This window comes from Nonomuraea sp. MG754425 (assembly GCF_021699195.1).
Taxonomy (GTDB): domain Bacteria; phylum Actinomycetota; class Actinomycetes; order Streptosporangiales; family Streptosporangiaceae; genus Nonomuraea.
Genome location: NZ_SSXE01000045.1, coordinates 35,261 through 54,250 on the forward strand (window position 1 = coordinate 35,261; position 18,990 = coordinate 54,250).

Consider the following 18,990-nt stretch of genomic DNA (forward strand, 5'->3'; position numbering starts at 1 on the left):
CTCTCCCACCCCGCGGATCTCCAACAAAGCGAAGTTTTGTCGCGGTGAGGTAACACAGTGGTCACGGAACTCAGAGAGTGTACGACTCGCCTGACCCACATGCCACTCAAATGCCTTAAGCCGTACAAAGCCTATCCTGGGGCCTTCGAACCACACTTGTCCGCGTTTCCGGGAAGTCAGCGGCCGTGTGAGAGGCTCGTTCCATGACGCTCGTCCCAGGTCTGCGCGCCCAAATGCTCATCGTGGTCGAGATGGAGGACACCGCCAAGCGGATCGGCAGCGGAGACGTGCCCGTACTCGCGACGCCGCGCCTGCTCGCCGTGGCCGAGGCGACCACCGTACGGGCCGTCGAACGGCACCTCGCCCCCGGCGAGACGTCCGTCGGCACCCGGGTCGAGCTCGAACACCTGGCCGCCAGCCCGCTCGGCACGCAGGTGCGGGTCGGGGTCGAGCTGACCGAGGTGGACGGCCGCCGGCTGGTCTTCGCGTTCGAGGCCCACGACGATCACACGGTGGTGGGCAAGGGCACGATCGAGCGCGTCGTGGTCGATCGTGCCAGGTTCCTCGCCCGCACCCGGCGCTGACGACCTACTCGATGACGGCGATCACGTCGCCTTCCTGGATGACGTCGCCCTCGGCCACCTTGAGCCGCGCCACCACGCCGTCGTCCTCGGCGAGCACCGGGATCTCCATCTTCATGGACTCGAGGATGACCAGCGTGTCGCCATCGGAGACGGTGTCACCCTCGCTGACGACGACCTTCCACACGTTCGCCACCATCTCAGCGCGTACCTCAGCCACCGGGACTCCCCTCTTTCACTGATTCAACAATCTCATGCGGTCTAGGCGCGCATCCGCGCGACCAGGCCCGTGTCGTAGTCGCCGGTGACGAACTCCGCGTTCTCCAGCAGCTCCGCACAGAACGGCAGGTTGTTCTTGGGCCCCTCGACCGCGAACTCGGCCACCGCCTTACGGCCCTTCTCCAGCGCGTCGGTCCGGTCGGAGCCGTACACGCAGAGCTTGGCCATCAGCGGGTCGTAGAACGGGGTGACGGTGTTGCCCGACTCGTAGCCGGAGTCGACGCGCACGCCGTCGCCGGTGGGCTCGTCCCACGTCGTGATCTTGCCGGGGCCCGGGAAGAACCTCTTCGGGTCCTCAGCGTAGACCCGGAACTCGATCGCGTGCCCCCTGGGTTCGGCCGACACCTCGGGGCTCTCCCCCGCGGCCACGCGCAACTGCAGCTCGACCAGGTCGAGCCCGGTGACCAGTTCGGTGACGGGGTGCTCCACCTGGAGCCGGGTGTTCATCTCCAGGAACACGAAGTCCTGCTTGTCGGCGTCGACCAGGCACTCGACGGTGCCCGCCCCCAGGTAGCCGACGGCCTCGCCGGCCCGTACGGACGCGGCCAGCATGCGCTCGCGCAGTTCGGGGCTGATGCCGGGCGAGGGGGACTCCTCGACGACCTTCTGGTGGCGGCGCTGCACCGAGCAGTCGCGCTCGCCCAGCGCCACGACCTTGCCGCCGGGCAGGCCGAGGATCTGCACCTCGACGTGGCGGGCCCGCTCGATGTAGCGCTCCAGCAGCACGGCGGGGCCTTCGAGCGCGTCGCCGCCGGAGAACCGGGCGGCGGCCCGCGCCGCCTGCTCGTACGCCTTGGCCAGCCCCTCGTCGTCGTGGGCCACGCTCATCCCGATGCCGCCGCCACCGCCCGCGGTCTTGACCATGACCGGGTAGCCGATGGACTCGGCCGCCCTCAGCGCCAGCGACAGATCGGTGACCGGCTCGCGGGTGCCCGCGGCGACCGGCACGCCCGCGGCCTCCATGAGGTTCCTGGCGTTGATCTTGTCGCCCATCTTGTCGATGGCCTCGGGGGTGGGACCGATCCACACCATCCCTGCCTCGATGACGGCACGGGCGAACGCGGAGTTCTCCGACAGGAAGCCGTAGCCGGGGTGGATCGCCTTCGCGCCGGTGGCGCGTGCCGCCTCCAGCACCTTGGCGGTGTCGAGGTAGCTCTGCGCCGGGTTGGCGGGGCCGATCAGCACGGCCTCGTCGGCCTCGCGAACGAACGGCAGGTCGGCGTCGGCCTCGGAGTGGACCGCGATGGCGCGCAGGCCCATCCGCTTGACCGTGCGGATGATCCGCCGCGCGATCTCACCTCGGTTGGCGATCAGCACGGGTCCGAGCGTCTCAGTAAGCACGCCGACCACCCTATGGCCGGGACCGCCCTGACCCCTTTCCCCCGAAACCACCGACCTTGCTGGCACGAACTGTAGGAACCCCACAAAAGTGAGCGCCCTGAAACCCTGGAGTCGGGCCGCCGACTGTAGGGCTCGGACTCGACCGCCGTCCATCATGACGGCTGCTCACGTTCGGCTCGGCAGGTGGCGGCGGGTCGCTCAGCCGCGCCCGCGGTCGATCACCCGGCCGAGCGCCTCCACCGCATGAGGATCGTACGCGCTCCCGGACGACAGCCGGATCCGCTCCAGCGCCGCCCCGCCGCGATCGCGGTCGGTCGAGGGCCCCACCAGGTCGTCGTAGGCGTTGGCCACCCTGATGATGCGGCTGGCCAGCGGCGGGTCGTCGGTGATCGGGTCGCACTGGCGGCTGACGACCTCGGCCACCCGGTCGAGCACCCCCGTCTGCCTGATCACCTCCGCGCCCAGCTCGGCGATGCGCCGGGCCTGCTCCGGCTCGGCCAGCACGGTCGCGCCGCCCGGGATCGGGTCGCGCAGCGAGAGCTGGCCGATGTCGTGCATGAGCGCGGCGTACTCCAGCTCCAGCAGCTCGGGCTCGGCCATGCCCAGCTCCCGGCCGATGGCCACGGACAGGCGGCTCACCCGGCGCGAGTGCCCCGGCTCGACGTAACCGCCCACCTCCGTGACCCGCGACAGGGCGCGGACGGTCTGCAGGTAGGTCGCCCTGATGCCGGCGTACTTGCGGAAGGCCACCTGGGTGACCAGCAGCGGCGCGGCGAACACCAGCAGCGCCACCAGGTCCATGCTGTGCGTGGCCAGCGCGAGCAGCACGCCGGAGGCGGCCACGGCGGCGCCCAGCGGGAAGGCCATGTTGATCTCGTCGCGCACCGCCACCCGGAACGCGGTGCGCACCTGCTCGGCACGGAGCAGCGCGGCGATCAGCACGTCGATCAGCAGCGTGATCGCGATGAGCGTGACCATCACGATGAGCGCCGGCCACCACGTGCGGGTCGGCGGCTTCGTCAGGTCGAAGAGCGGGGTCGCCAGCGGCCGGAACGCGAAGGCCAGCAGCGCGCCGGTGAGCAGCCGCCTGGCCATCGCGTCGAGGCGCGGCGGACGCCCCACCGCCAGGTGCGGGAGCGCTCCGGCGGTCATGCCCGCCGCGATCACGGCCACCACCTGCAGCGCCGAGTGCTCCAGCGGGGTCTGGCTGAGGTCGAGCAGCAGCGTGTAACCCAGCGCGGCGGCGGCGCCGATCGGCGCGACCTCCCTGTTGCCCGGCATGGTCAGCCTGGCCAGCTCGCCGACCGCGATCAGCGCCCCGAACCCGACCGCGATCTCCGGCCGGTCGAGCCCGACGGCCGCCGTGTGGGCCACGCCCGCCACCGCCACCAGCCCGGCCGCGCAGATGAGCAGAAGCTGGCCGGAGTCGAGCCGGCGCAGGACCGTGTTCAGCGATCGCTCGGAGGAGCGCCTGACGCGCTCTGTGGTGATCATGAGCCGGTCACGACCTGGATGGGCATGGTCGGGTCGTCGTGGTCCTTGATCGTGGCCTCGGAGGCGTCGGGCGGCGGCGCGTCCACCCGGCGCGGCGGCTGCCACGGCTCCCGGTCGAGGGCGCGGATGAAGGCCGCCACCATCACCGGGTCGAAGTGCGTGCCCGCGCTCTTGCGCAGCTCCTCGACGGCCTCGGGGACGGGCCTGGCGCCACGGTAGGAACGGTCGGAGGTCATCGAGTCGAACGCGTCGGCCACCGCGATCACCTTCGCGAACTCGGGGATCTCGTCGCCCGCCAGCCCCATCGGGTAGCCGGTGCCGTCGTGTTTCTCGTGGTGGTGCATGATCCCGGCGTACGCCTCGTCGAGGAAGCCGATCCCGCGCACGATCTCCAGCCCGCGCATCGGGTGGAGCTGGATCGCGGCGAACTCCTCCTCGGTGAGCGGCCCGTCCTTCTGCAGCACCTTGGTGGGCACCCCCAGCTTGCCGACGTCGTGCAGCATGCCGGCGTAGCGGATGGCGCGCACGCGTTCCAGCCCCATGCCGACCTCCTGGGCGATCATGGAGGAGGCGTGCGAGACCCGGGTGCAGTGGCCTCTGGTGTAGTAGTCCTTCGTCTCGACCGCCTGGCACAGCGCGGCGATCGTGGCGTCGTAGGAGCGCTGCTGCGCGTGGTACTGCCCGAACGCCCAGCGCGCCACGAACAGCGGCAGCAGCACCAGCACCGCCGAGATCGACGCCACCGTGGCCCACAGGCCCGCCACGAGCAGCCCGAACGTGCCGTACCCCAGATACGACATCAGGAACTGCCCCATGCCCCGCATGGGCACCTCGGTGGCTCGCACCTGGGTGGCCAGCCCGACCATGGTGAGCGTGAGCACGATGTTGAGCGGTACGAAGACGGCGGTGGCGGCGACATAGGGGCCGATCAGGTCGTCGAACGCGTTGACCTCGGGCACGCCCACCCGGCCGTCGAGCGCCTCGTACACGCGGCCGGCCACGAAGCCGCAGATGGCGAACTGCGCGCCGTTGAACAGCCGTTTGATCAGCGGCAGCCCCGGCCGCACGCTCAGCACGGCGATGAGGCCCACCAGCGCCGCGCCCTCCGGGCCGAGCAGCACGACGGCGGCCAGCGAGGCGGAGAAGCTCACCGACACCGCGAACTGCTCCACGTTGAGCAGGGTCGGCATCGACTCGCACACCAGGAACAGCAGGGCGAGCACCAGGAGGATGTCGAGGTCCCCCGTGGCCACGGGCGCGCCGGTGACGATCACGCCGCGTACGACGAGAGCGGCCGCCGCACCGATCACGGCGACCAGATAGACCCTTGCGGGCCACGGCAGATCACGCATTGCGGCCCCCTACGGCGTTCAGGTCCAGGACACCCCAGGAGTAACCGCTCCGCCGATCAGCATGACCACAGGAGCGACCAGTGCGATGGCCGTGAGCAGCCGGGCGACCGTAACCTTGGACATCCACACGCCTCCACGTCGACTTGTGGGGTTCACGCTACAGAACACGACGTGGCCGTACGGGCGGAGTCGGAAATCGCAAGCAAAGCGTAATCAAGCCACTACTTCACGCGACGACCGGCGGCCCATTCGACGGTCTTCTTGACCCCGGTCGACAGGTCGGTACGCGGCTGCCAGCCGAGCCCCTCGTGGGCGGGCACCGGGTCGACCGCCATCGCCGGCAGGTCGCCCACGCGCGGCGGCGCGAAGCCCGGCTTGTCCTGCGCGCCCGCCGCGTCGGCGATCAGCGAGTGCAGGCGCCGGTCGGTGGTCTGGAGACCGGTGCCGAGGTTGTAGCGGCGGCCGTTGCCGTCGGGCCCGCACGCCCGCACCAGGCCGTCGACCACGTCGCCGACGTAGATGTAGTCGCGGGTCTGGGTGCCGTCGCCGTGCACGACCGTGGGCGTGCCGTTGAGCAGCGCGTCGGTGAAGATGGCCACCACGCCCGCCTCGCCGTCGGGCGACTGGCGGGGGCCGTAGACGTTGGAGAGCACCAGCGTGGTGTACTCGATGCCGTAGAGCGCGCGGAAGGTGGCGAGGTAGATCTCGCCGCTGAGCTTGGAGGCGGCGTACGGCGAGCGCGGGTCCGTGGCGGCGTCGCCGGGCACGGGGATCGTCGCGGGCCGCCCGTAGACGGCGACCGACGAGGTGAAGACCACCTTGCGGGTGCGCCCGTGGTGGGCCGCGTTGAGCACGGCCGCGGTGCCCTCGACGTTGAGCCTGGCGTCGTGCGCCGGGTCGGTCACGCTGTTGCGCACGCTGATCTGCGCGGCCAGGTGACAGACGACCTCCGGCTGGAGCTCCGTCATCAGCCCGATCAGCGCCGGGTCGCGGATGTCCAGCTCGTGCAGCCGGAACCGGTCGGCGCGGGCGGCGTCGGCGAGGTTGTCGCGCGAACCGGAGGACAGGTCGTCGACGACGTGCACCTCGTGCCCGTCGGCCAGCAGACGATCGACGAGATTCGAACCGATGAACCCGGCACCCCCGGTGACCAAAACGCGCATGAGGGTGATCCTAGTCGGCTCAACCGCCGTCAGTCGGCCAGCTCGGCTCTCACCTCTGCGATACGGGCCAGCACCTTCGAACGCAGGTCCGCCGGAACCGGGTCGCAGCCGCAGTGCTTGTGCACGAGCGCCTTGATCGCCTTGTCCAGGTCGTATTCCTTCAGGCACGGGCTGCACTCGTCGAGGTGTACGCGGATCTCCGCGACGTCCGTCTCGGTCAGCTCGCCGTCAAGATAGCGGTAAACCTTGTCCAGAATGTCGCGACAGTCGCTGTCGTGCGCGTTGCCACAGCTCATTTCGATCCCTCCGCCGGGACCAGGCCACGCTCGCGAGCATAGTCCTCAAGGAGGCTCCTGAGCTGCCTGCGTCCTCTGTGCAGCCTCGACATCACGGTGCCGATCGGAGTGCCCATGATGTCGGCGATCTCCTTGTAAGGAAAGCCCTCGACGTCCGCCAGGTAGACGGCGATCCTGAACTCCTCCGGCAGGGCCGCCAGCGCCTGCTTGATGTCACCGTCGGGCAGGTGCTCCAGCGCCTCCACCTCGGCCGACTTCAGGCCGCTCGAGGTGTGCGACTCAGCCCGCGCGAGCTGCCAGTCCTCGATCTCCTCGGTGCCCGACTGCTTCGGCTCGCGCTGTTTCTTGCGATAACTGTTGATGAAGGTGTTGGTCAGGATCCGGTAGAGCCACGCCTTGAGGTTGGTGCCCTGCTGGAACTGATGGAAGGACGCGAACGCCTTGGCGAAGGTCTCCTGCAGCAGGTCCTCCGCGTCCGCGGGATTTCGGGTCATCCGGAGCGCGGCGGAGTAGAGCTGCTCGAGATACGGCATCACGTCGCGCTCGAATCGCTCGCTTCGCTGCTCCAGCGTCTCCGCGCCTGTCGCGGGCACCGGACCCACCCCCCTAAGATCACCGGTGGCCGGCTGTGGCGGTACACCGTACTCAGGGGAGGATACCCGCTGGCCCGCGACCGACCGGTCAGCGGGCTGGGGTTCTACCAATGTGAGCATGCTCGTCGCAACACGCCCGCGCCCTTGTCTGTTCCCGCAAGATAGAAGGTAGGAAGGACCCGGTGCGGGGAACGTCATACGTACCGGCTGGTAGCCCATTTCCCGGAACCCAGGAGTCGCGTGTGCTGCCCATTCCGGCCGAGGAACTGAACGGCTCGGGGACGCTCGGGCCGTACTGGACCTTCTACCGCGCCGTCGCCGCCGAACAACTCAACCGATGGCTTCCAGGTGATCCCTCCGTGATCCTCGATCTCTCCGGCGGCCGTGGGAGGTGGTCCGGCCAGGCCGCCAGGCTGGGGCACCGGGTGATCGAGGTGCTCGACTTCCGCCGGAACGCCGTCGACGGGCAGTCCCGGCTGCGCGACGCCGACCGCGTCCGGCACGTGCGCTCCGACGATCTGGCGTTCCTGCCCGACGCCAGCGTCGACGCGGTGCTCGCCGAGGAGCGGGTGCTGTCGATCGAACTGATGGCCGAGTCGGCGATGAACGACGTGGCCAGGGTGCTGCGCCCCGGCGGCCGGGCGCTCGTGTGCGTCGACTCGCTGGTGCTCGGCATGGCGATCCTGGCCGAGCAGGAGCAGTGGCAGCACCTGCGCCAGACCGGCGAGGTCATGCTGGTGCCCTGGCCCGACGGCAGCATCACGCGCTGCTTCAGCAGCGGCCAGTTGCGCGAGCTGCTGATCGGGGCCGGGCTGGAGGTGGAGTGGATGCGTCCGCGTACCGTGCTGTCGCCGTCCACGGTCGACCACGTGCTGAGCTCCGACGCGCGGGCCCTCAACTACCTGGTGCGCACCGAGCTCGAGGCACAGCCCAACGACGACGACACCGTGGGCATCCATCTGGTGGCCAGCGCCCGCCGTCCGCAGGAGGGGTGACCCGCCGGGGCCGTCGCGCCGCCGTTCCTCGTGTCCGGCGGCGTGCGCTCCGCGGCTGCTCGCAGGCTCCTGGAGCCCGCGCCCGTCACCTCAGCGGCGGCGCTCCTGCTTGCCCTGGCACTGCACGCAGCGCGCGGCCTCCGGGCGGGCCTCCAGGCGGCCGTCCGGCACCGGCTTGTCGCAGTCGGCGCACCTGCCGTACACGCCTTCCTCGATCCGCCTGATCGCCGCGGTGATCGCCTGGCGCTGCGTGGTGGCCACGGTCAGCATGGCCCTGGCATGGTCGGCGTCGGTCAGGTCGGAGCCGCCGTCCGCCGCGGAGTGCTCGCGTACGGCGACGGGGTCGCCCTGGAGGACGCCGATCGAACGATCTAGTTCCACGAGCATTTCTTCGAGCCGCTCACGAGCGGTCGTGTCGTCCACGAATCCGCACCTCCGGTGAATGAGGGCAATCCGCGGCCAGGACTCCCCGGATGTCCCGCCCGGCGCATTAGGGGCATATTGGCGGTGACACCGAGTAAACGGATGCATCGCTTTCCTCACCGGATGCCCGCTGCAAGCGCTCCTTACACCTCAGAAAAGGGCGGTTTCCTCCTCTTCTGGGAGAGGTTTGATGAGGTCCGGGCCATTGTTCCGGACGTTGTTGACCTCCGTGGAGACCGCGTACGCCGTCAGCCGTCCCGACTCGGCGGGCACCAGCAGCCGGCCCGCCTCGGCGGTGTCGGTGAGCTTGGGGTCGAGCCAGTCGGCCCAGCGCTCCCGCTCGATCATCATGGGCATCCTGTCGTGGATGCGCCCGAGGTGGTCCTCGGCGTTCGTGGTGATGACGGTGCAGGTCACCAGCCACTTGAGCGGGTCGTCGTCGTCGCGCGACGGGTCCTTCCAGAACTCGTACAGGCCCGCCATGGCCAGCACCCCGCCGTCGGCGGGATGGATGAAGTACGGCTGTTTCTTCTTCTCGCCCTCGACGGGCATCCACTCGAAGTAGCCGTCGGCCGGCAGCAGGCAGCGGCGCTTGGCGAACGCCTGGCGGAACGACGGCTTCTCGGCCAGCGTCTCGGCCCTGGCGTTGATCAGCCGGGAGCCGATCGACGGGTCCTTGGCCCACGGCGGCACCAGGCCCCACTTCACCACCCTGAGCTGCCGCACCGCCCGCTCGGCCTCCTTGGGCACGCGGCTCAGCACGGCGTAGACGTTCTTGGTGGGCGCGACGTTGTAGTCGGCGCCGAGTTCCTCGTCGGGCTCGGCGTCCTGCTCGACCTCGAACTCCTCGAGCAACTCGTGTTTCTTGCGCGCCGAGGCGTATCTACCGCACATGGCCCCACACTGCCATGTCGTGCACTGCCATGTCGTGCTTGCGGCCGCATGTCCGGCCGTGGTCCGCTCGCGTGTCCTTACGTCCGGCCGCGTGCCTTGCCTGGCCGGCCGCGTGCCTTGCCTGGCCGGCCGGCTGTGTCCGGTCGCGTGCGGGTGTGGGCTCCCCGTGCGTGCATGGCTGTGCCGTGGGGGCGCTGTCGGTGGTGGTTGTCCACAGGGAGCGACAGCGTGCCAGTCGTTGTCCACAGGCTGTGACCTCAGCCGCGTCACGGCCAGTACTCTTTGACCATGCCCGCTCCGCACTGGCCCGCACCGACGGCGACCACCCCGGTCACCGCCACCGTCCCGCTGCCCGGCTCCAAGTCGGTGACCAACCGCGCGCTCCTGCTCGCCGCGCTCGCCGACGGTCCGGGAGTCGTGCGCCAGGCGCTGCGCAGCCGCGACGCCGATCTCATGGTGTCTGCGCTGCGGGCCCTGGGAGCGAGGCTGGAGTCCACGCGGGAGACCTCCGCGGGGGTCGACTGGCAGGTGACACCGGGCCCGGTCCGTGGCGGCGCGCACGTCGACGTGGGCCTGGCGGGCACGGTCATGCGGTTCGTGCCCCCGATGGCCGCGCTGGCCGACGGGCCGGTCTCGTTCGACGGCGACCCGCACGCCCGCAAGCGCCCGATGGGGCCGATCCTCGACGCCCTGCGCTCGCTCGGGGCGCGGATCGACAACGACGCCCTGCCGTTCACGATCAGCGGGCCGATGGCGGGCGGTGAGGTCACGCTCGACGCCTCGGGCTCGTCGCAGTTCGTCTCGGGCCTGCTGCTGACGGCCGCGCGCTTCGCGAAGGGCATCACGATCCGGCACGTGGGCCCGCCGGTGCCCTCGCAGCCGCACATCGAGATGACCGTCGAGATGCTCAGGGCGGTGGGCGTCCGGGTCGACACCGGTGAGCGCGACGTGTGGCGGGTGGAGCCCGGCCCGATCGCGGCCAGAGACATGACGGTGGAGCCCGACCTGTCCAACGCGGCCCCGTTCCTGGCGGCGGCGCTGGTGACGGGCGGCTCGGTCACGATCCCCGCCTGGCCGGTCCACACCACGCAGGCCGGCGACGCGCTGCGCGACCTTCTCACCACGATGGGCGCCACGGTCACCCGGTCTCCCGCGAGCGCCACCGACCTGGTGGTCACGGGCACGGGCCGGGTCGACGGCCTCGACGCCGACCTCCACGAGGTGGGCGAGCTGACCCCCACGATCGCCGCGCTGGCGGCGCTGGCCTCGACGCCGAGCCGCATCCGGGGCGTCTCCCACCTGCGCGGCCACGAGACCGACCGCCTCGCCGCGCTCGCCACCGAGATCAACCGCCTCGGCGGCGACGCCGAGGAGACCGACGACGGCCTGATCATCCGTCCCCGCCCGTTGCACGGCGGCACATTCCACAGCTACGACGACCACCGCATGGCCACGGCCGGAGCGGTGCTCGGCCTGGCGGTGCCGGGGGTCGAGGTGGAGAACATCGCGACGACGGCCAAGACACTGCCGGAGTTCGTCCAGATGTGGACGGCGATGCTGGACGCGTGATGACCGTGCTGAGCAGGGCCGAAGGCGGCCGTCTTCCGGGGTGCTGGTTTCGCCCGGGGCTCGTCGGGCACCTCGAAGGAGGGCGGCTCGCCGTGACGACGTGCTGCCCGCATGGCGACGAGAAGATCCACCGGCACGACGCCGCCGCCCGTCCGGACCGGGGCGGCGGGTACCCGACCGACACCGGCTACATCTCCACGTACACCACCGGCACCCGAACTGTCGGCACGCGCATCGGCGACCTCCGAACCGTCAGCACGCACGCCACGGGCGCGACCCGCGCGTACCGGCCCGGCGTGGGTCGCAGCCACGCGCACCGGTGCCGGCCCGCTCACGACCCGTTCCGCCGATCAGGGTTCGACCGATTCCGACGGCTCCGGCGGCGCACCACCCGCACCGACACCACCACCCGTTCCGGCGGCGGCACCCCCGTCGTCCGCAAGCGCACCGCCGATCTCGCCATCGGCGTGGCACGGCGGTGGGAGATCGCGGGCGGCGCGAGCCGTGCCGGCCGGTACCGTCACGGCTGCCGACCGGTGGCTGAGGCACCATGGAGAGGCGGCCTCCGCCGCCTCGTCCGACAACATCGAGATCACCGGCGGCGCGCGGTCATGTCACCGCCGGCACAGGCACAGAGGGGAAGCGAGCGTATGGGAGCGGACCGCTGAGGAAGCGGGAGTACGACGAGGACGACGTACGGGTCAGGCCGGGCAAGGGTTCCCGCCCTCGGACCCGGATTCGTCCTGCGCACGAGAATGCGGTGGAAGGCTTCGTGGTCGCCGTGGACCGGGGCCGCTACACCACGCTGGTCGAGCCCGAACGTCCGAAGGGCTCGGCCCAGAAGCGCAAGCCGCCCCAGCGCCGGCTCGTGGTCGCCATGAAGGCCCGCGAGCTGGGTCGTAAGGGCATCGTCGTGGGCGACAGGGTGGCGCTGGTCGGCGATGTCTCGGGCCGTCCCGACACGCTGGCGAGGGTCGTCCGCGTGGAGCCCCGTACGTCGATGTTGCGCCGTTCGGCCGACGACACCGAGGACACCGACGGCATCGAGCGGCCGGTCGTGGCCAACGCCGACCAGCTCGTCATCGTGACCGCCCTGGCTGACCCGCCGCCGCGTCCACGCATGATCGACCGGATCCTGGTCGCGGCCTTCGACGCCGAGATCGACACCCTGCTCTGCCTCACCAAGTCCGACCTCGCGCCGCCGAATGAGCTGGTGGCCCTGTACGAACCGCTGGGCGTGTCGCACGTGGTGGTCCACAAGGGCGGTTCGCTGGACGAGTTGCGCGACCACCTCGCCGGCCGCATCAGCGTCCTGGTGGGCCATTCGGGCGTCGGCAAGTCGACGCTGGTCAACGCCCTGGTCCCCGATGCCAACCGCGCCGTCTCCCAGGTCAACGCGGTCACCGGCCGGGGCCGCCACACCTCCACCTCGGCCGTGGCGCTGGAGCTGCCGGAAGGCGGCTGGATCATCGACACGCCCGGCGTACGCAGCTTCGGGTTGGCGCACGTGTCGGTGGAGACGGTGCTGGCGGCCTTCCCCGACCTGGTGCAGGGCACGGTCGACTGCCCGAAGGGCTGCACGCACCTGGCCGACGGCTGCGCGCTCGATGCCTGGGTCGCGGCCGGCAACGCCGATCCGGCCCGGCTGGAGTCGCTGCGCCGCCTGCTGTCCAGCCGCGACGGAACGCCGGAGGACTCGTCCACGACCCGCCGCGAAACCGTCCCCGACTGACGCACCCCGAACCGGCACCGGCCACGCACCGAGGACCACCGCGTTGGCCTTGGCATGCTCACCAGCCGGCCCGCGACCACCGCCTTCCGGAAGTCGGGCAAGACACCCGAACCCGGGTGTCCACCGACTCCACGAAACCCAGGCGACCGAAGGCCGCCCCGGTCAGGTGTCCGTCGGCCGGTTCGGGCGGAGGGTCCAGGTGACGGTCAGGGACGAGACCACGACACCGCCGGCGTCAGTGAGCGAGACCGCCACGTCGAACACGGGCCGCTCCCCCGCGTCCAGCCTGGCCACGATCTCCTCACGGTCGGCCAGCATCCGGGCCTCGGCCCGCACCTCCCCCAGCGCCACCTTCCGGTACTCGATGGTGGCCGTCGTGGGCAGCGGCACCGCCCGGCTGAGCTGGTCACCCAGGGCCGACAGCACGGCGGCCCCCGACGCGGACTCCGCGAGCGTGAAGAGCACCCCGGCGTGCGGCCCGGACACGTGGTTGCGCAGATCCGGACGATCGGGCACGTGACACACCGCACGCCCGTCCCCGACCGCGTCGAAAACGATGCCCAGAGTCCGGGCAAACGGGACTGTATCCAGCAGGAGTCCACCGACATCTAGCGACATGCTGGACATGCTACTCGCCAGTAACTGGACCATGAGTTACCAGAAAAGGGGCGCTGGTGGCTGATGTTCTGTATACCCGACACGGTAGCGTGGGCGATCGTGCAGGGTTATACCGATGATCTTCGTCTCGCGCATGTCATGGCCGACGCCGCCGACGATCTGACCATGCGACGGTTCAAGGCGGTCGACCTGAAGGTCGAGACCAAACCCGACCTGACGCCGGTCAGCGACGCCGACCGTACGGTTGAGGAGGCCATCCGGGGCACGCTGCGCCGTGCCCGGCCACGCGACGCGGTGGTGGGCGAGGAGTTCGGCAAGACCGGGTGGGGCGCCCGGTCCTGGATCATCGACCCCATCGACGGCACCAAGAACTACGTGCGCGGCGTCCCCGTCTGGGCCACGCTGATCGCGCTCATGGAGTACGGCAAGGTCGTCGTCGGCCTGGTGTCGGCCCCCGCCCTCGGCCGGCGGTGGTGGGCCGCGACCGAGGGCGGGGCGTGGACGGGCAAGAGCCTGACCAAGGCCAGCCGCATGCAGGTGTCCTCGGTGTCCGCCCTGGAGGACGCCTCGTTCTCGTACTCGAGCTTCGGTGGCTGGGAGAAGGCCGGCAAGCTCGACAACTTCCTCGACCTCAGCCGCGCCTGCTGGCGCACGCGGGCGTACGGCGACTTCTGGTCGCACATGATGGTCGCCGAGGGCTCGGTGGACCTGTCGGCCGAGCCGGAGCTGTCCCCGTGGGACATGGCCGCGCTCACCGTGATCGTCGAGGAGGCCGGCGGTGTCTGGACCGACGTCTCCGGGGTGAAGGGCCTGGAGGGCGGCAGCCTCGTCTGCACGAACGGCACCCTGCACGACGAGGTGATCAACCGCCTCACCGGCACCTCGATCAGGAGCTAGCCCCGACGGCTCAGCAACCCGGCCCGCGACCGGATGGACTCGGTGGCGGCGTTCAGCTCGCGCTCGTCGGCGAGGGTCACGTTCCCCTCGTAGGTGACCCCGCCGGGCGGGTCGTCGTGGCCGAGGGGGTCGGCGTCCCAGAAGTTGCCCCGGAAGACGACGTCCTCCAGCGGCGGACCCACGTGCAGGACAGAGGTGTTGTCGGCGCGCATGACGACGTTCTCCTCGACCGTCACGCCGTTGGCCCCGTAGTCGAGATAGAGCCCGAAGTTGTACGGCGTGCGGGTGTCCATGATCACGTTGCCACGCACCTCGGCCCCACCGCTCTGCGGCCCGCTCAGGTACACCCCGCCCCCGTCGGCCAGCACCCGCATGGTGTCCACGGTCAGGTTGCGCAGGATCCGGGTGCCCTCGCCCGGCCCGGCCACGATGCCGCAGTGCGGCACCTCGGTGACCTCGTTGTGCGCGACCACGCACCCCTGCGTGTCGGTCACGGCGATGCCCGGCGAGCCGCTGAACTCCAGCCCGACGCGCCGCACCCGATTGTCCTCGACGAGGGTCGCCCGGCTGCCGGACACCACGATGCCCCCGGCCGACAACGTGTCGAACTCGCACCCCCGCACGGTGAGCCCGTCGCCGCCGGAGACGCCCAGCCCGGAGGCCCCGAAGCGGGTGAACCGGCAGCCCTCGATCTTCACGCCGGACGCGTCCTCGAACCGCACGCAGGCGGGAATCGTGACGGAATCCGTCGGATACGTCACGGAGGCGCCCTCGCCCAGCACGGCCGTCTCGACGCCGCCGCCCTCGTAGTAGCCGCTGCCGTGGTAGTGCACGAACCCCTCGGGACGGCCGGGCCGCGACCAGGTGGCGTCGGCGAACACCAGGCCCAGGAACGCCACCTCCCGCGCCCCCGTGACGCGGACGAGCGTCTCCAGGACCGGCGCGACCACGCTCGTGACCGCCGGGTCCTCCCCCGGCAGCGGCAGGTAGCGCAGCACGTGGCCGCCGGGCCGGGACCGGTCGAGCACGAAGGTGCCGGGCTCGCGCAGGAAGCTCGGCTCGTTCTCGATCGCCGTGGGCAGGCCGGGCCCCCGGGAGGTGGCGCCGTCCCAGGTGGAGTTGTACAGCTCGGTCGCCCAGCCGAACCCCGGCTGCGCCATGGTGATCACCGTCCGGTCGCCGTCGGCCGCCGCGCCGGCCATCGGCAGCCGCGCCTCCGTCCAGGGGTAGACGCCCCGGTGGACGAACTCGGCGTCGCGCCAGCCGCGCGGCTCGGGGCTGTCCGTGACGTATCCCTCCGGGGTCGCGCTGGCCGCCCCGGGCAGCCCGGGGACGGAGGCGCGGGCGGCCCGGCGGCCGTCCACGTAGAGCTGGCGGGTCTCCAGGTCGCCGACCTCGGCCAGCCAGACGCCGTCGCGCTCCCGCCAGCCCGAGATCGACCGGCCACCGCTCAGCACGACCTCCTCGGCCGAGGCGGTGCCATGGCCGTACGCCTGGTAGACCGTCCCGGAGTCGGCCTCGGTGAGCTCGAACGTCCGGGTCAGCACGTGGGTGCCGCCCCGCAGCACGACGGTCCCGCCGTGCGTCTCGCGAGCCGCCGACCGGGCACGTTCGAGGGTGCGGAACGGGCGCTCGGCCGAGCCGGGCCAGGAGTCGTCGCCTTCGGGGGAAACGTGGAACATCGCGAACCTCCACTCTGTTTATGCCGTACACGCAGTAGTACACCATAAACTTGGAGGATGCCAATGAGCCACGATCCCGTCGAACTGTTGTGGCGGGAGGAGGAGCCGCAGCCGCGCCCCGGCCTGAGCGTGGGCCGGATCGTCCGCGCCGCGGTCGAACTGGCCGACGCCGACGGGCTGGAGGGCCTGTCCATGCGCAAGGTCGCCGACCGGCTCGGCTTCACGACCATGTCCCTCTACCGTCACGTGCCCGGCCGCGACCAGCTCGTCGATCTCATGCGCGACGAGGCCATGAGCGAGCACCCGACAGACCTGCCGCAGCGGGAGGGCTGGCGCGCCCGGTTGGCGGCGATCGCCCGGCAGGCATGGGAGATCCGCCGGCGGCACCCCTGGCTGGCCGAGGTACGCGGCACCCGTCACGTCCCGGGGCCGCACGCCGTCGCCCACTACGACCACATGCTCGCCACGCTGGAGGGCACCGCGCTCAGGCCGTCCGAGGTGATCGCGGTCATCGGGCTGCTCGGCCGCTTCGTGGACGCCGAGGCCCTGCTCCTGGTCGAGACGCGGCGCGAGGAGCGCCGCAGCGGCGTGTCCGAGGAGGAGTGGTGGGGCTCGCGCGACTCCCTGTACGAGCGCCTCGGCCGCTACCCGACGATCACCCGCCTGTGGGAGAGCGGCGGATGGGACCACCCGGAGGACTCCTTCGAGTTCGGCCTGCGCCGCCTCCTCGACGGCGTCGAGACCCTCATCCGCGAGCGCGACAAATACCGTGACGAAACCCGTGACGAAAGCAGCCGCGCCGAGACCTGTCAGGAGTGCGGCAACGAGCTGGAGCCCGCCGCGTCGGGCCGGCCACGCGTCTACTGCTCCCGCGCCTGCCGGCAACGCGCCTACCGCAGGCGCAAGGACGACTGACCCCGCCCGCGACTACAGCGCCAGCACCCGCCGCACCGCGCCCATCAGGCTGTCGCGGTAACCGCCCCCGTACAGCACCACGTGCACGAGCAGCGGATGGAGCTGGTGCAGCGGCACCCGCTCCCGCCACCCCGCCGCCGGCGGCCACTCCTCCCGATAGGCCCCCAGCACCCGATCCAGGTACGGCAGCCCGAACAGCTCCAGCATCGCCAGGTCCGTCTCCCGGTGCCCGCCGTGGGCCGCCGGATCGATCAGCACCGCGTCCCCGCCGGACCAGAGCACGTTCCCGCTCCACAGATCGCCGTGGATGCGCGCGGGCGGCTCGGCCGGCCCCGCGACCTCGGCGAAACGCCCCACGGCCCGCTCCACCAGCGCGACGTCGGGGGCAGGCAGCCGGGCCGCCCGCAGGAACGGCAGCACCCGGCGTTCACCGTAGAACGTCGGCCAGTCAGGAGCCGGCGAGTTGTCCATCGGCAGCTCGGCGATGAACCCGGGCCACGGCGCGCCGAAGCCCGGCGCCCCCGCGCGGTGCAGCCGGGCCAGCGACCGCCCGAACCGCTCGGCCGCCTCCGGGCCGGGCCGCTCCTGGACGACCCAGGAGAGCACGAGCCGGTCGGGCCCCACCTCGATCACCTCGGGCACCGCGGGCACCCCGGCGGCCTCCGCCAGCCAGCGCAGCCCGGCCGCCTCCGAGGCGAACACCTCCGAGGCCGCCCCGAACTTGGCGAACACCTCGCGCCCGTCGTCCAGCACGCCCCGCCGCAGCCGCCACCCGTGCGACGCGCCCAGCTCCTCGGTGACCCTCACCCGGACAGTTCGCCGGCGATGTGCTCGGCCACGCCCTCCGACGCGGTCTCCACCAGCTCCAGCACCTCTTCGAACCCCTCGCGGCCCCCGTAGTACGGATCCGGCACCTCGGCCCCCTCGGGCGCCGCCGGGTCGAACGAGCGGAACAGCCGCACCTCCGCCCAGTCGGGGGCCAGCCGCCGGAGGTTGGCCAGGTTGTCGCGGTCCATGGCGAGCACGAGGTCGTGGCGGTCGAACCAGTCTTTGGTGAACTGCCTGGCCCGATGTGCCGAACCGTCGTAGCCGTGCTGCGCGAGCATCTCCAGCGCCCGCTCGTCCATCGGGTCCCCGGCGTGCCAGCCACCGGTGCCGGCACTCTCGACGGTGACGCGGTCGGCAAGCCCGCGATCGGCCAGCGTCCGCCGCAGGACGACCTCGGCCATCGGCGAGCGGCAGATGTTCCCCATGCACACCAGGCATACGCGGTAAGACATGCCTCCATTGTCGCCAACCCGCGCCCATGACCCGCACCGCCACCCGGCCGCTGAACCTGCGATGAACACGGTCACGACCCCGCCCCACCCGTTCCCCTCAGTCCCGCGACACCGGCGTCCCGGATGAACACCGCACCAAGCGAGAGTCAGCCGGGGGCGGTGGCGGAGCGGCGACTCAGCGTCAGATCCCCAGCCCAGCCCGCTTGACCGCTCATGTAGCACGCCGACCGGCAGCGTTCACTGTCCGTTCATCTGCTCTCGGGGACCGAGTCACTTTCCGGGCCTACGTTTCAGAGCGACTAAGGACCAAGTGGGAGGAACCCAACCGTGAAGTATGCAGGCCGGCTCGCCGCCGTCGCCGTCGTCGGCGCGCTCTCGCTCGCTGCGTGCGGCACTGACAACAACGCTGGTGGCAGTGGCACCACCAGCTCGGCCAGCGCCAGCGCGCCCGCCGCGGGCAACGACAACGCCGGTGTGAGTGGCACGATCAACGCCGCCGGCTCCTCGGCCCAGGCCAACGCGATCACCGAGTGGACGAAGAACTTCACGGCCACCAACCCCGGTGTCACTCTGAACTACCAGCCCAGCGGCTCGGGCGCGGGCGTCCAGGCGTTCATCCAGGGCACCGTTTCCTTCGCCGGCTCCGACTCGGCGCTCAAGGACGACGAGCCCACCCAGGCCAACGACCGCTGCAAGACGGGCAACGCCATCAACATCCCGATGGTGACCGGCCCCGTCGCCGTCGTCTACAACCTGCCGGGCGTCGAGGGCCTCCAGCTCTCGCCCAAGACGATCGCCGGGATCTTCAACAGCAAGATCACCAAGTGGGACGACGCCGCCATCAAGGCCGACAACCCCAGCGCCACCCTGCCCGCCACCCCCATCC

21 protein-coding genes are annotated in these 18,990 nt (G+C 71.1%); 8 read left to right on the forward strand and 13 right to left on the reverse strand.

The features are described 5' to 3' along the window. Positions 1 to 203: 203 nt before the first annotated feature. Positions 204 to 584, forward strand: coding sequence for a thioesterase family protein (locus FAF44_RS17905; RefSeq protein ID WP_237104320.1), 381 nt, complete (start codon positions 204 to 206; stop codon positions 582 to 584). Positions 585 to 588: 4 nt separating this feature from the next. Here FAF44_RS17905 and FAF44_RS17910 read toward each other — a convergent pair whose 3' ends face one another. The 7 genes from FAF44_RS17910 to FAF44_RS17940 form a co-directional block, all read right to left on the reverse strand. Further along, positions 589 to 801 carry a biotin/lipoyl-binding carrier protein gene (locus tag FAF44_RS17910; protein WP_237104321.1) on the reverse strand — a complete coding sequence of 71 codons (213 nt, stop codon included), beginning with the start codon at positions 799 to 801 and terminating at the stop codon, positions 589 to 591. A gap of 41 nt (positions 802 to 842) precedes the next feature. Continuing rightward, positions 843 to 2,201, reverse strand: coding sequence for an acetyl/propionyl/methylcrotonyl-CoA carboxylase subunit alpha (locus FAF44_RS17915; RefSeq protein WP_237104322.1), 1,359 nt, complete (start codon positions 2,199 to 2,201; stop codon positions 843 to 845). Between the two features lie 198 nt (positions 2,202 to 2,399). Beyond that, positions 2,400 to 3,695, reverse strand: a complete 1,296-nt coding sequence (locus FAF44_RS17920) for an HD-GYP domain-containing protein (RefSeq protein ID WP_237104323.1) — start codon at positions 3,693 to 3,695, stop codon at positions 2,400 to 2,402. After that, complete coding sequence (locus tag FAF44_RS17925) at positions 3,692 to 5,047, reverse strand: HD-GYP domain-containing protein (protein WP_237104324.1); 1,356 nt, start codon at positions 5,045 to 5,047, stop codon at positions 3,692 to 3,694. The genes FAF44_RS17920 and FAF44_RS17925 overlap by 4 nt, the downstream gene beginning before the upstream one ends. Positions 5,048 to 5,268: 221 nt before the next feature. Then, a complete protein-coding gene (locus FAF44_RS17930) occupies positions 5,269 to 6,210 on the reverse strand; it encodes an NAD-dependent epimerase/dehydratase family protein (protein WP_237104325.1) in 942 nt (313 codons plus the stop codon). A 29-nt stretch (positions 6,211 to 6,239) separates the two neighbouring features. Next, complete coding sequence (gene rsrA / locus FAF44_RS17935; RefSeq protein ID WP_237104326.1) at positions 6,240 to 6,506, reverse strand: mycothiol system anti-sigma-R factor; 267 nt, start codon at positions 6,504 to 6,506, stop codon at positions 6,240 to 6,242. Next, on the reverse strand, positions 6,503 to 7,108 hold the full coding sequence (locus tag FAF44_RS17940; protein WP_308193338.1) for a sigma-70 family RNA polymerase sigma factor: 606 nt from the start codon (positions 7,106 to 7,108) through the stop codon (positions 6,503 to 6,505). The genes rsrA and FAF44_RS17940 overlap by 4 nt, the downstream gene beginning before the upstream one ends. A gap of 233 nt (positions 7,109 to 7,341) precedes the next feature. Here FAF44_RS17940 and FAF44_RS17945 point away from each other — a divergent pair, with 233 nt between their 5' ends. Then, a complete protein-coding gene (locus FAF44_RS17945; RefSeq protein ID WP_237104327.1) occupies positions 7,342 to 8,094 on the forward strand; it encodes a class I SAM-dependent methyltransferase in 753 nt (250 codons plus the stop codon). Positions 8,095 to 8,184: 90 nt separating this feature from the next. Here the strand turns inward: FAF44_RS17945 and FAF44_RS17950 are convergent, their stop codons facing one another. Next, positions 8,185 to 8,517: a TraR/DksA C4-type zinc finger protein gene (locus FAF44_RS17950; protein WP_237104328.1), complete on the reverse strand. Its 333-nt coding sequence runs from the start codon at positions 8,515 to 8,517 to the stop codon at positions 8,185 to 8,187. A gap of 150 nt (positions 8,518 to 8,667) precedes the next feature. After that, positions 8,668 to 9,411, reverse strand: coding sequence for an SOS response-associated peptidase (locus tag FAF44_RS17955; RefSeq protein WP_237104329.1), 744 nt, complete (start codon positions 9,409 to 9,411; stop codon positions 8,668 to 8,670). Positions 9,412 to 9,699: 288 nt separating this feature from the next. Between FAF44_RS17955 and aroA the strand changes: the two genes are divergently transcribed. The 3 genes from aroA to rsgA are packed head-to-tail and all read left to right on the forward strand — an operon-like array spanning position 9,700 to position 12,712. Then, complete coding sequence (gene aroA / locus FAF44_RS17960; RefSeq protein WP_237104330.1) at positions 9,700 to 10,980, forward strand: 3-phosphoshikimate 1-carboxyvinyltransferase; 1,281 nt, start codon at positions 9,700 to 9,702, stop codon at positions 10,978 to 10,980. Continuing rightward, a complete protein-coding gene (locus tag FAF44_RS17965) occupies positions 10,977 to 11,648 on the forward strand; it encodes a hypothetical protein (RefSeq protein WP_237104341.1) in 672 nt (223 codons plus the stop codon). Before aroA ends, FAF44_RS17965 begins: the two co-directional genes overlap by 4 nt. Then, positions 11,645 to 12,712, forward strand: coding sequence for a ribosome small subunit-dependent GTPase A (gene rsgA, locus FAF44_RS17970; RefSeq protein WP_237104340.1), 1,068 nt, complete (start codon positions 11,645 to 11,647; stop codon positions 12,710 to 12,712). Before FAF44_RS17965 ends, rsgA begins: the two co-directional genes overlap by 4 nt. A 162-nt stretch (positions 12,713 to 12,874) precedes the next feature. Here the strand turns inward: rsgA and FAF44_RS17975 are convergent, their stop codons facing one another. After that, positions 12,875 to 13,363 carry a DUF4442 domain-containing protein gene (locus FAF44_RS17975; protein ID WP_308193339.1) on the reverse strand — a complete coding sequence of 163 codons (489 nt, stop codon included), beginning with the start codon at positions 13,361 to 13,363 and terminating at the stop codon, positions 12,875 to 12,877. Positions 13,364 to 13,429: 66 nt separating this feature from the next. On the opposite strand from FAF44_RS17975, the gene hisN reads away from it, so the two are divergent. Beyond that, a complete protein-coding gene (gene hisN, locus FAF44_RS17980) occupies positions 13,430 to 14,227 on the forward strand; it encodes a histidinol-phosphatase (protein ID WP_237104332.1) in 798 nt (265 codons plus the stop codon). On the opposite strand, the gene FAF44_RS17985 is transcribed toward hisN, so the two are convergent. Next, positions 14,224 to 15,909, reverse strand: coding sequence for a right-handed parallel beta-helix repeat-containing protein (locus FAF44_RS17985; protein ID WP_237104333.1), 1,686 nt, complete (start codon positions 15,907 to 15,909; stop codon positions 14,224 to 14,226). The genes hisN and FAF44_RS17985 overlap by 4 nt on opposite strands. 63 nt (positions 15,910 to 15,972) lie before the next feature. Between FAF44_RS17985 and FAF44_RS17990 the strand changes: the two genes are divergently transcribed. Beyond that, positions 15,973 to 16,824, forward strand: a complete 852-nt coding sequence (locus FAF44_RS17990; RefSeq protein WP_237104334.1) for a TetR/AcrR family transcriptional regulator — start codon at positions 15,973 to 15,975, stop codon at positions 16,822 to 16,824. 12 nt (positions 16,825 to 16,836) lie between these two features. On the opposite strand, the gene FAF44_RS17995 is transcribed toward FAF44_RS17990, so the two are convergent. Then, positions 16,837 to 17,631 carry a fructosamine kinase family protein gene (locus FAF44_RS17995; protein WP_237104335.1) on the reverse strand — a complete coding sequence of 265 codons (795 nt, stop codon included), beginning with the start codon at positions 17,629 to 17,631 and terminating at the stop codon, positions 16,837 to 16,839. Further along, on the reverse strand, positions 17,628 to 18,104 hold the full coding sequence (locus FAF44_RS18000; RefSeq protein ID WP_237104336.1) for a low molecular weight protein-tyrosine-phosphatase: 477 nt from the start codon (positions 18,102 to 18,104) through the stop codon (positions 17,628 to 17,630). Before FAF44_RS18000 ends, FAF44_RS17995 begins: the two co-directional genes overlap by 4 nt. A 327-nt stretch (positions 18,105 to 18,431) precedes the next feature. Here FAF44_RS18000 and FAF44_RS18005 point away from each other — a divergent pair. Next, a partial coding sequence (locus FAF44_RS18005; protein ID WP_237104337.1) for an extracellular solute-binding protein occupies positions 18,432 to 18,990 on the forward strand: 559 nt, incomplete at its 3' end.

What these genes read in the sequence shown, in the direction of transcription:
- FAF44_RS17975 (WP_308193339.1), bottom strand. Translation starts at nt 13,363, where the DNA reads ATGGTCCAGTTACTGGCGAGTAGCATGTCCAGCATGTCGCTAGATGTC.
- aroA (WP_237104330.1), top strand. Translation starts at nt 9,700, where the DNA reads ATGCCCGCTCCGCACTGGCCCGCACCGACGGCGACCACCCCGGTCACC.
- FAF44_RS17985 (WP_237104333.1), bottom strand. Translation starts at nt 15,909, where the DNA reads ATGTTCCACGTTTCCCCCGAAGGCGACGACTCCTGGCCCGGCTCGGCC.
- FAF44_RS17930 (WP_237104325.1), bottom strand. Translation starts at nt 6,210, where the DNA reads ATGCGCGTTTTGGTCACCGGGGGTGCCGGGTTCATCGGTTCGAATCTC.
- FAF44_RS17905 (WP_237104320.1), top strand. Translation starts at nt 204, where the DNA reads ATGACGCTCGTCCCAGGTCTGCGCGCCCAAATGCTCATCGTGGTCGAG.
- rsrA (WP_237104326.1), bottom strand. Translation starts at nt 6,506, where the DNA reads ATGAGCTGTGGCAACGCGCACGACAGCGACTGTCGCGACATTCTGGAC.
- FAF44_RS17990 (WP_237104334.1), top strand. Translation starts at nt 15,973, where the DNA reads ATGAGCCACGATCCCGTCGAACTGTTGTGGCGGGAGGAGGAGCCGCAG.
- FAF44_RS17920 (WP_237104323.1), bottom strand. Translation starts at nt 3,695, where the DNA reads ATGATCACCACAGAGCGCGTCAGGCGCTCCTCCGAGCGATCGCTGAAC.
- FAF44_RS18000 (WP_237104336.1), bottom strand. Translation starts at nt 18,104, where the DNA reads ATGTCTTACCGCGTATGCCTGGTGTGCATGGGGAACATCTGCCGCTCG.
- FAF44_RS17955 (WP_237104329.1), bottom strand. Translation starts at nt 9,411, where the DNA reads ATGTGCGGTAGATACGCCTCGGCGCGCAAGAAACACGAGTTGCTCGAG.
- FAF44_RS17925 (WP_237104324.1), bottom strand. Translation starts at nt 5,047, where the DNA reads ATGCGTGATCTGCCGTGGCCCGCAAGGGTCTATCTGGTCGCCGTGATC.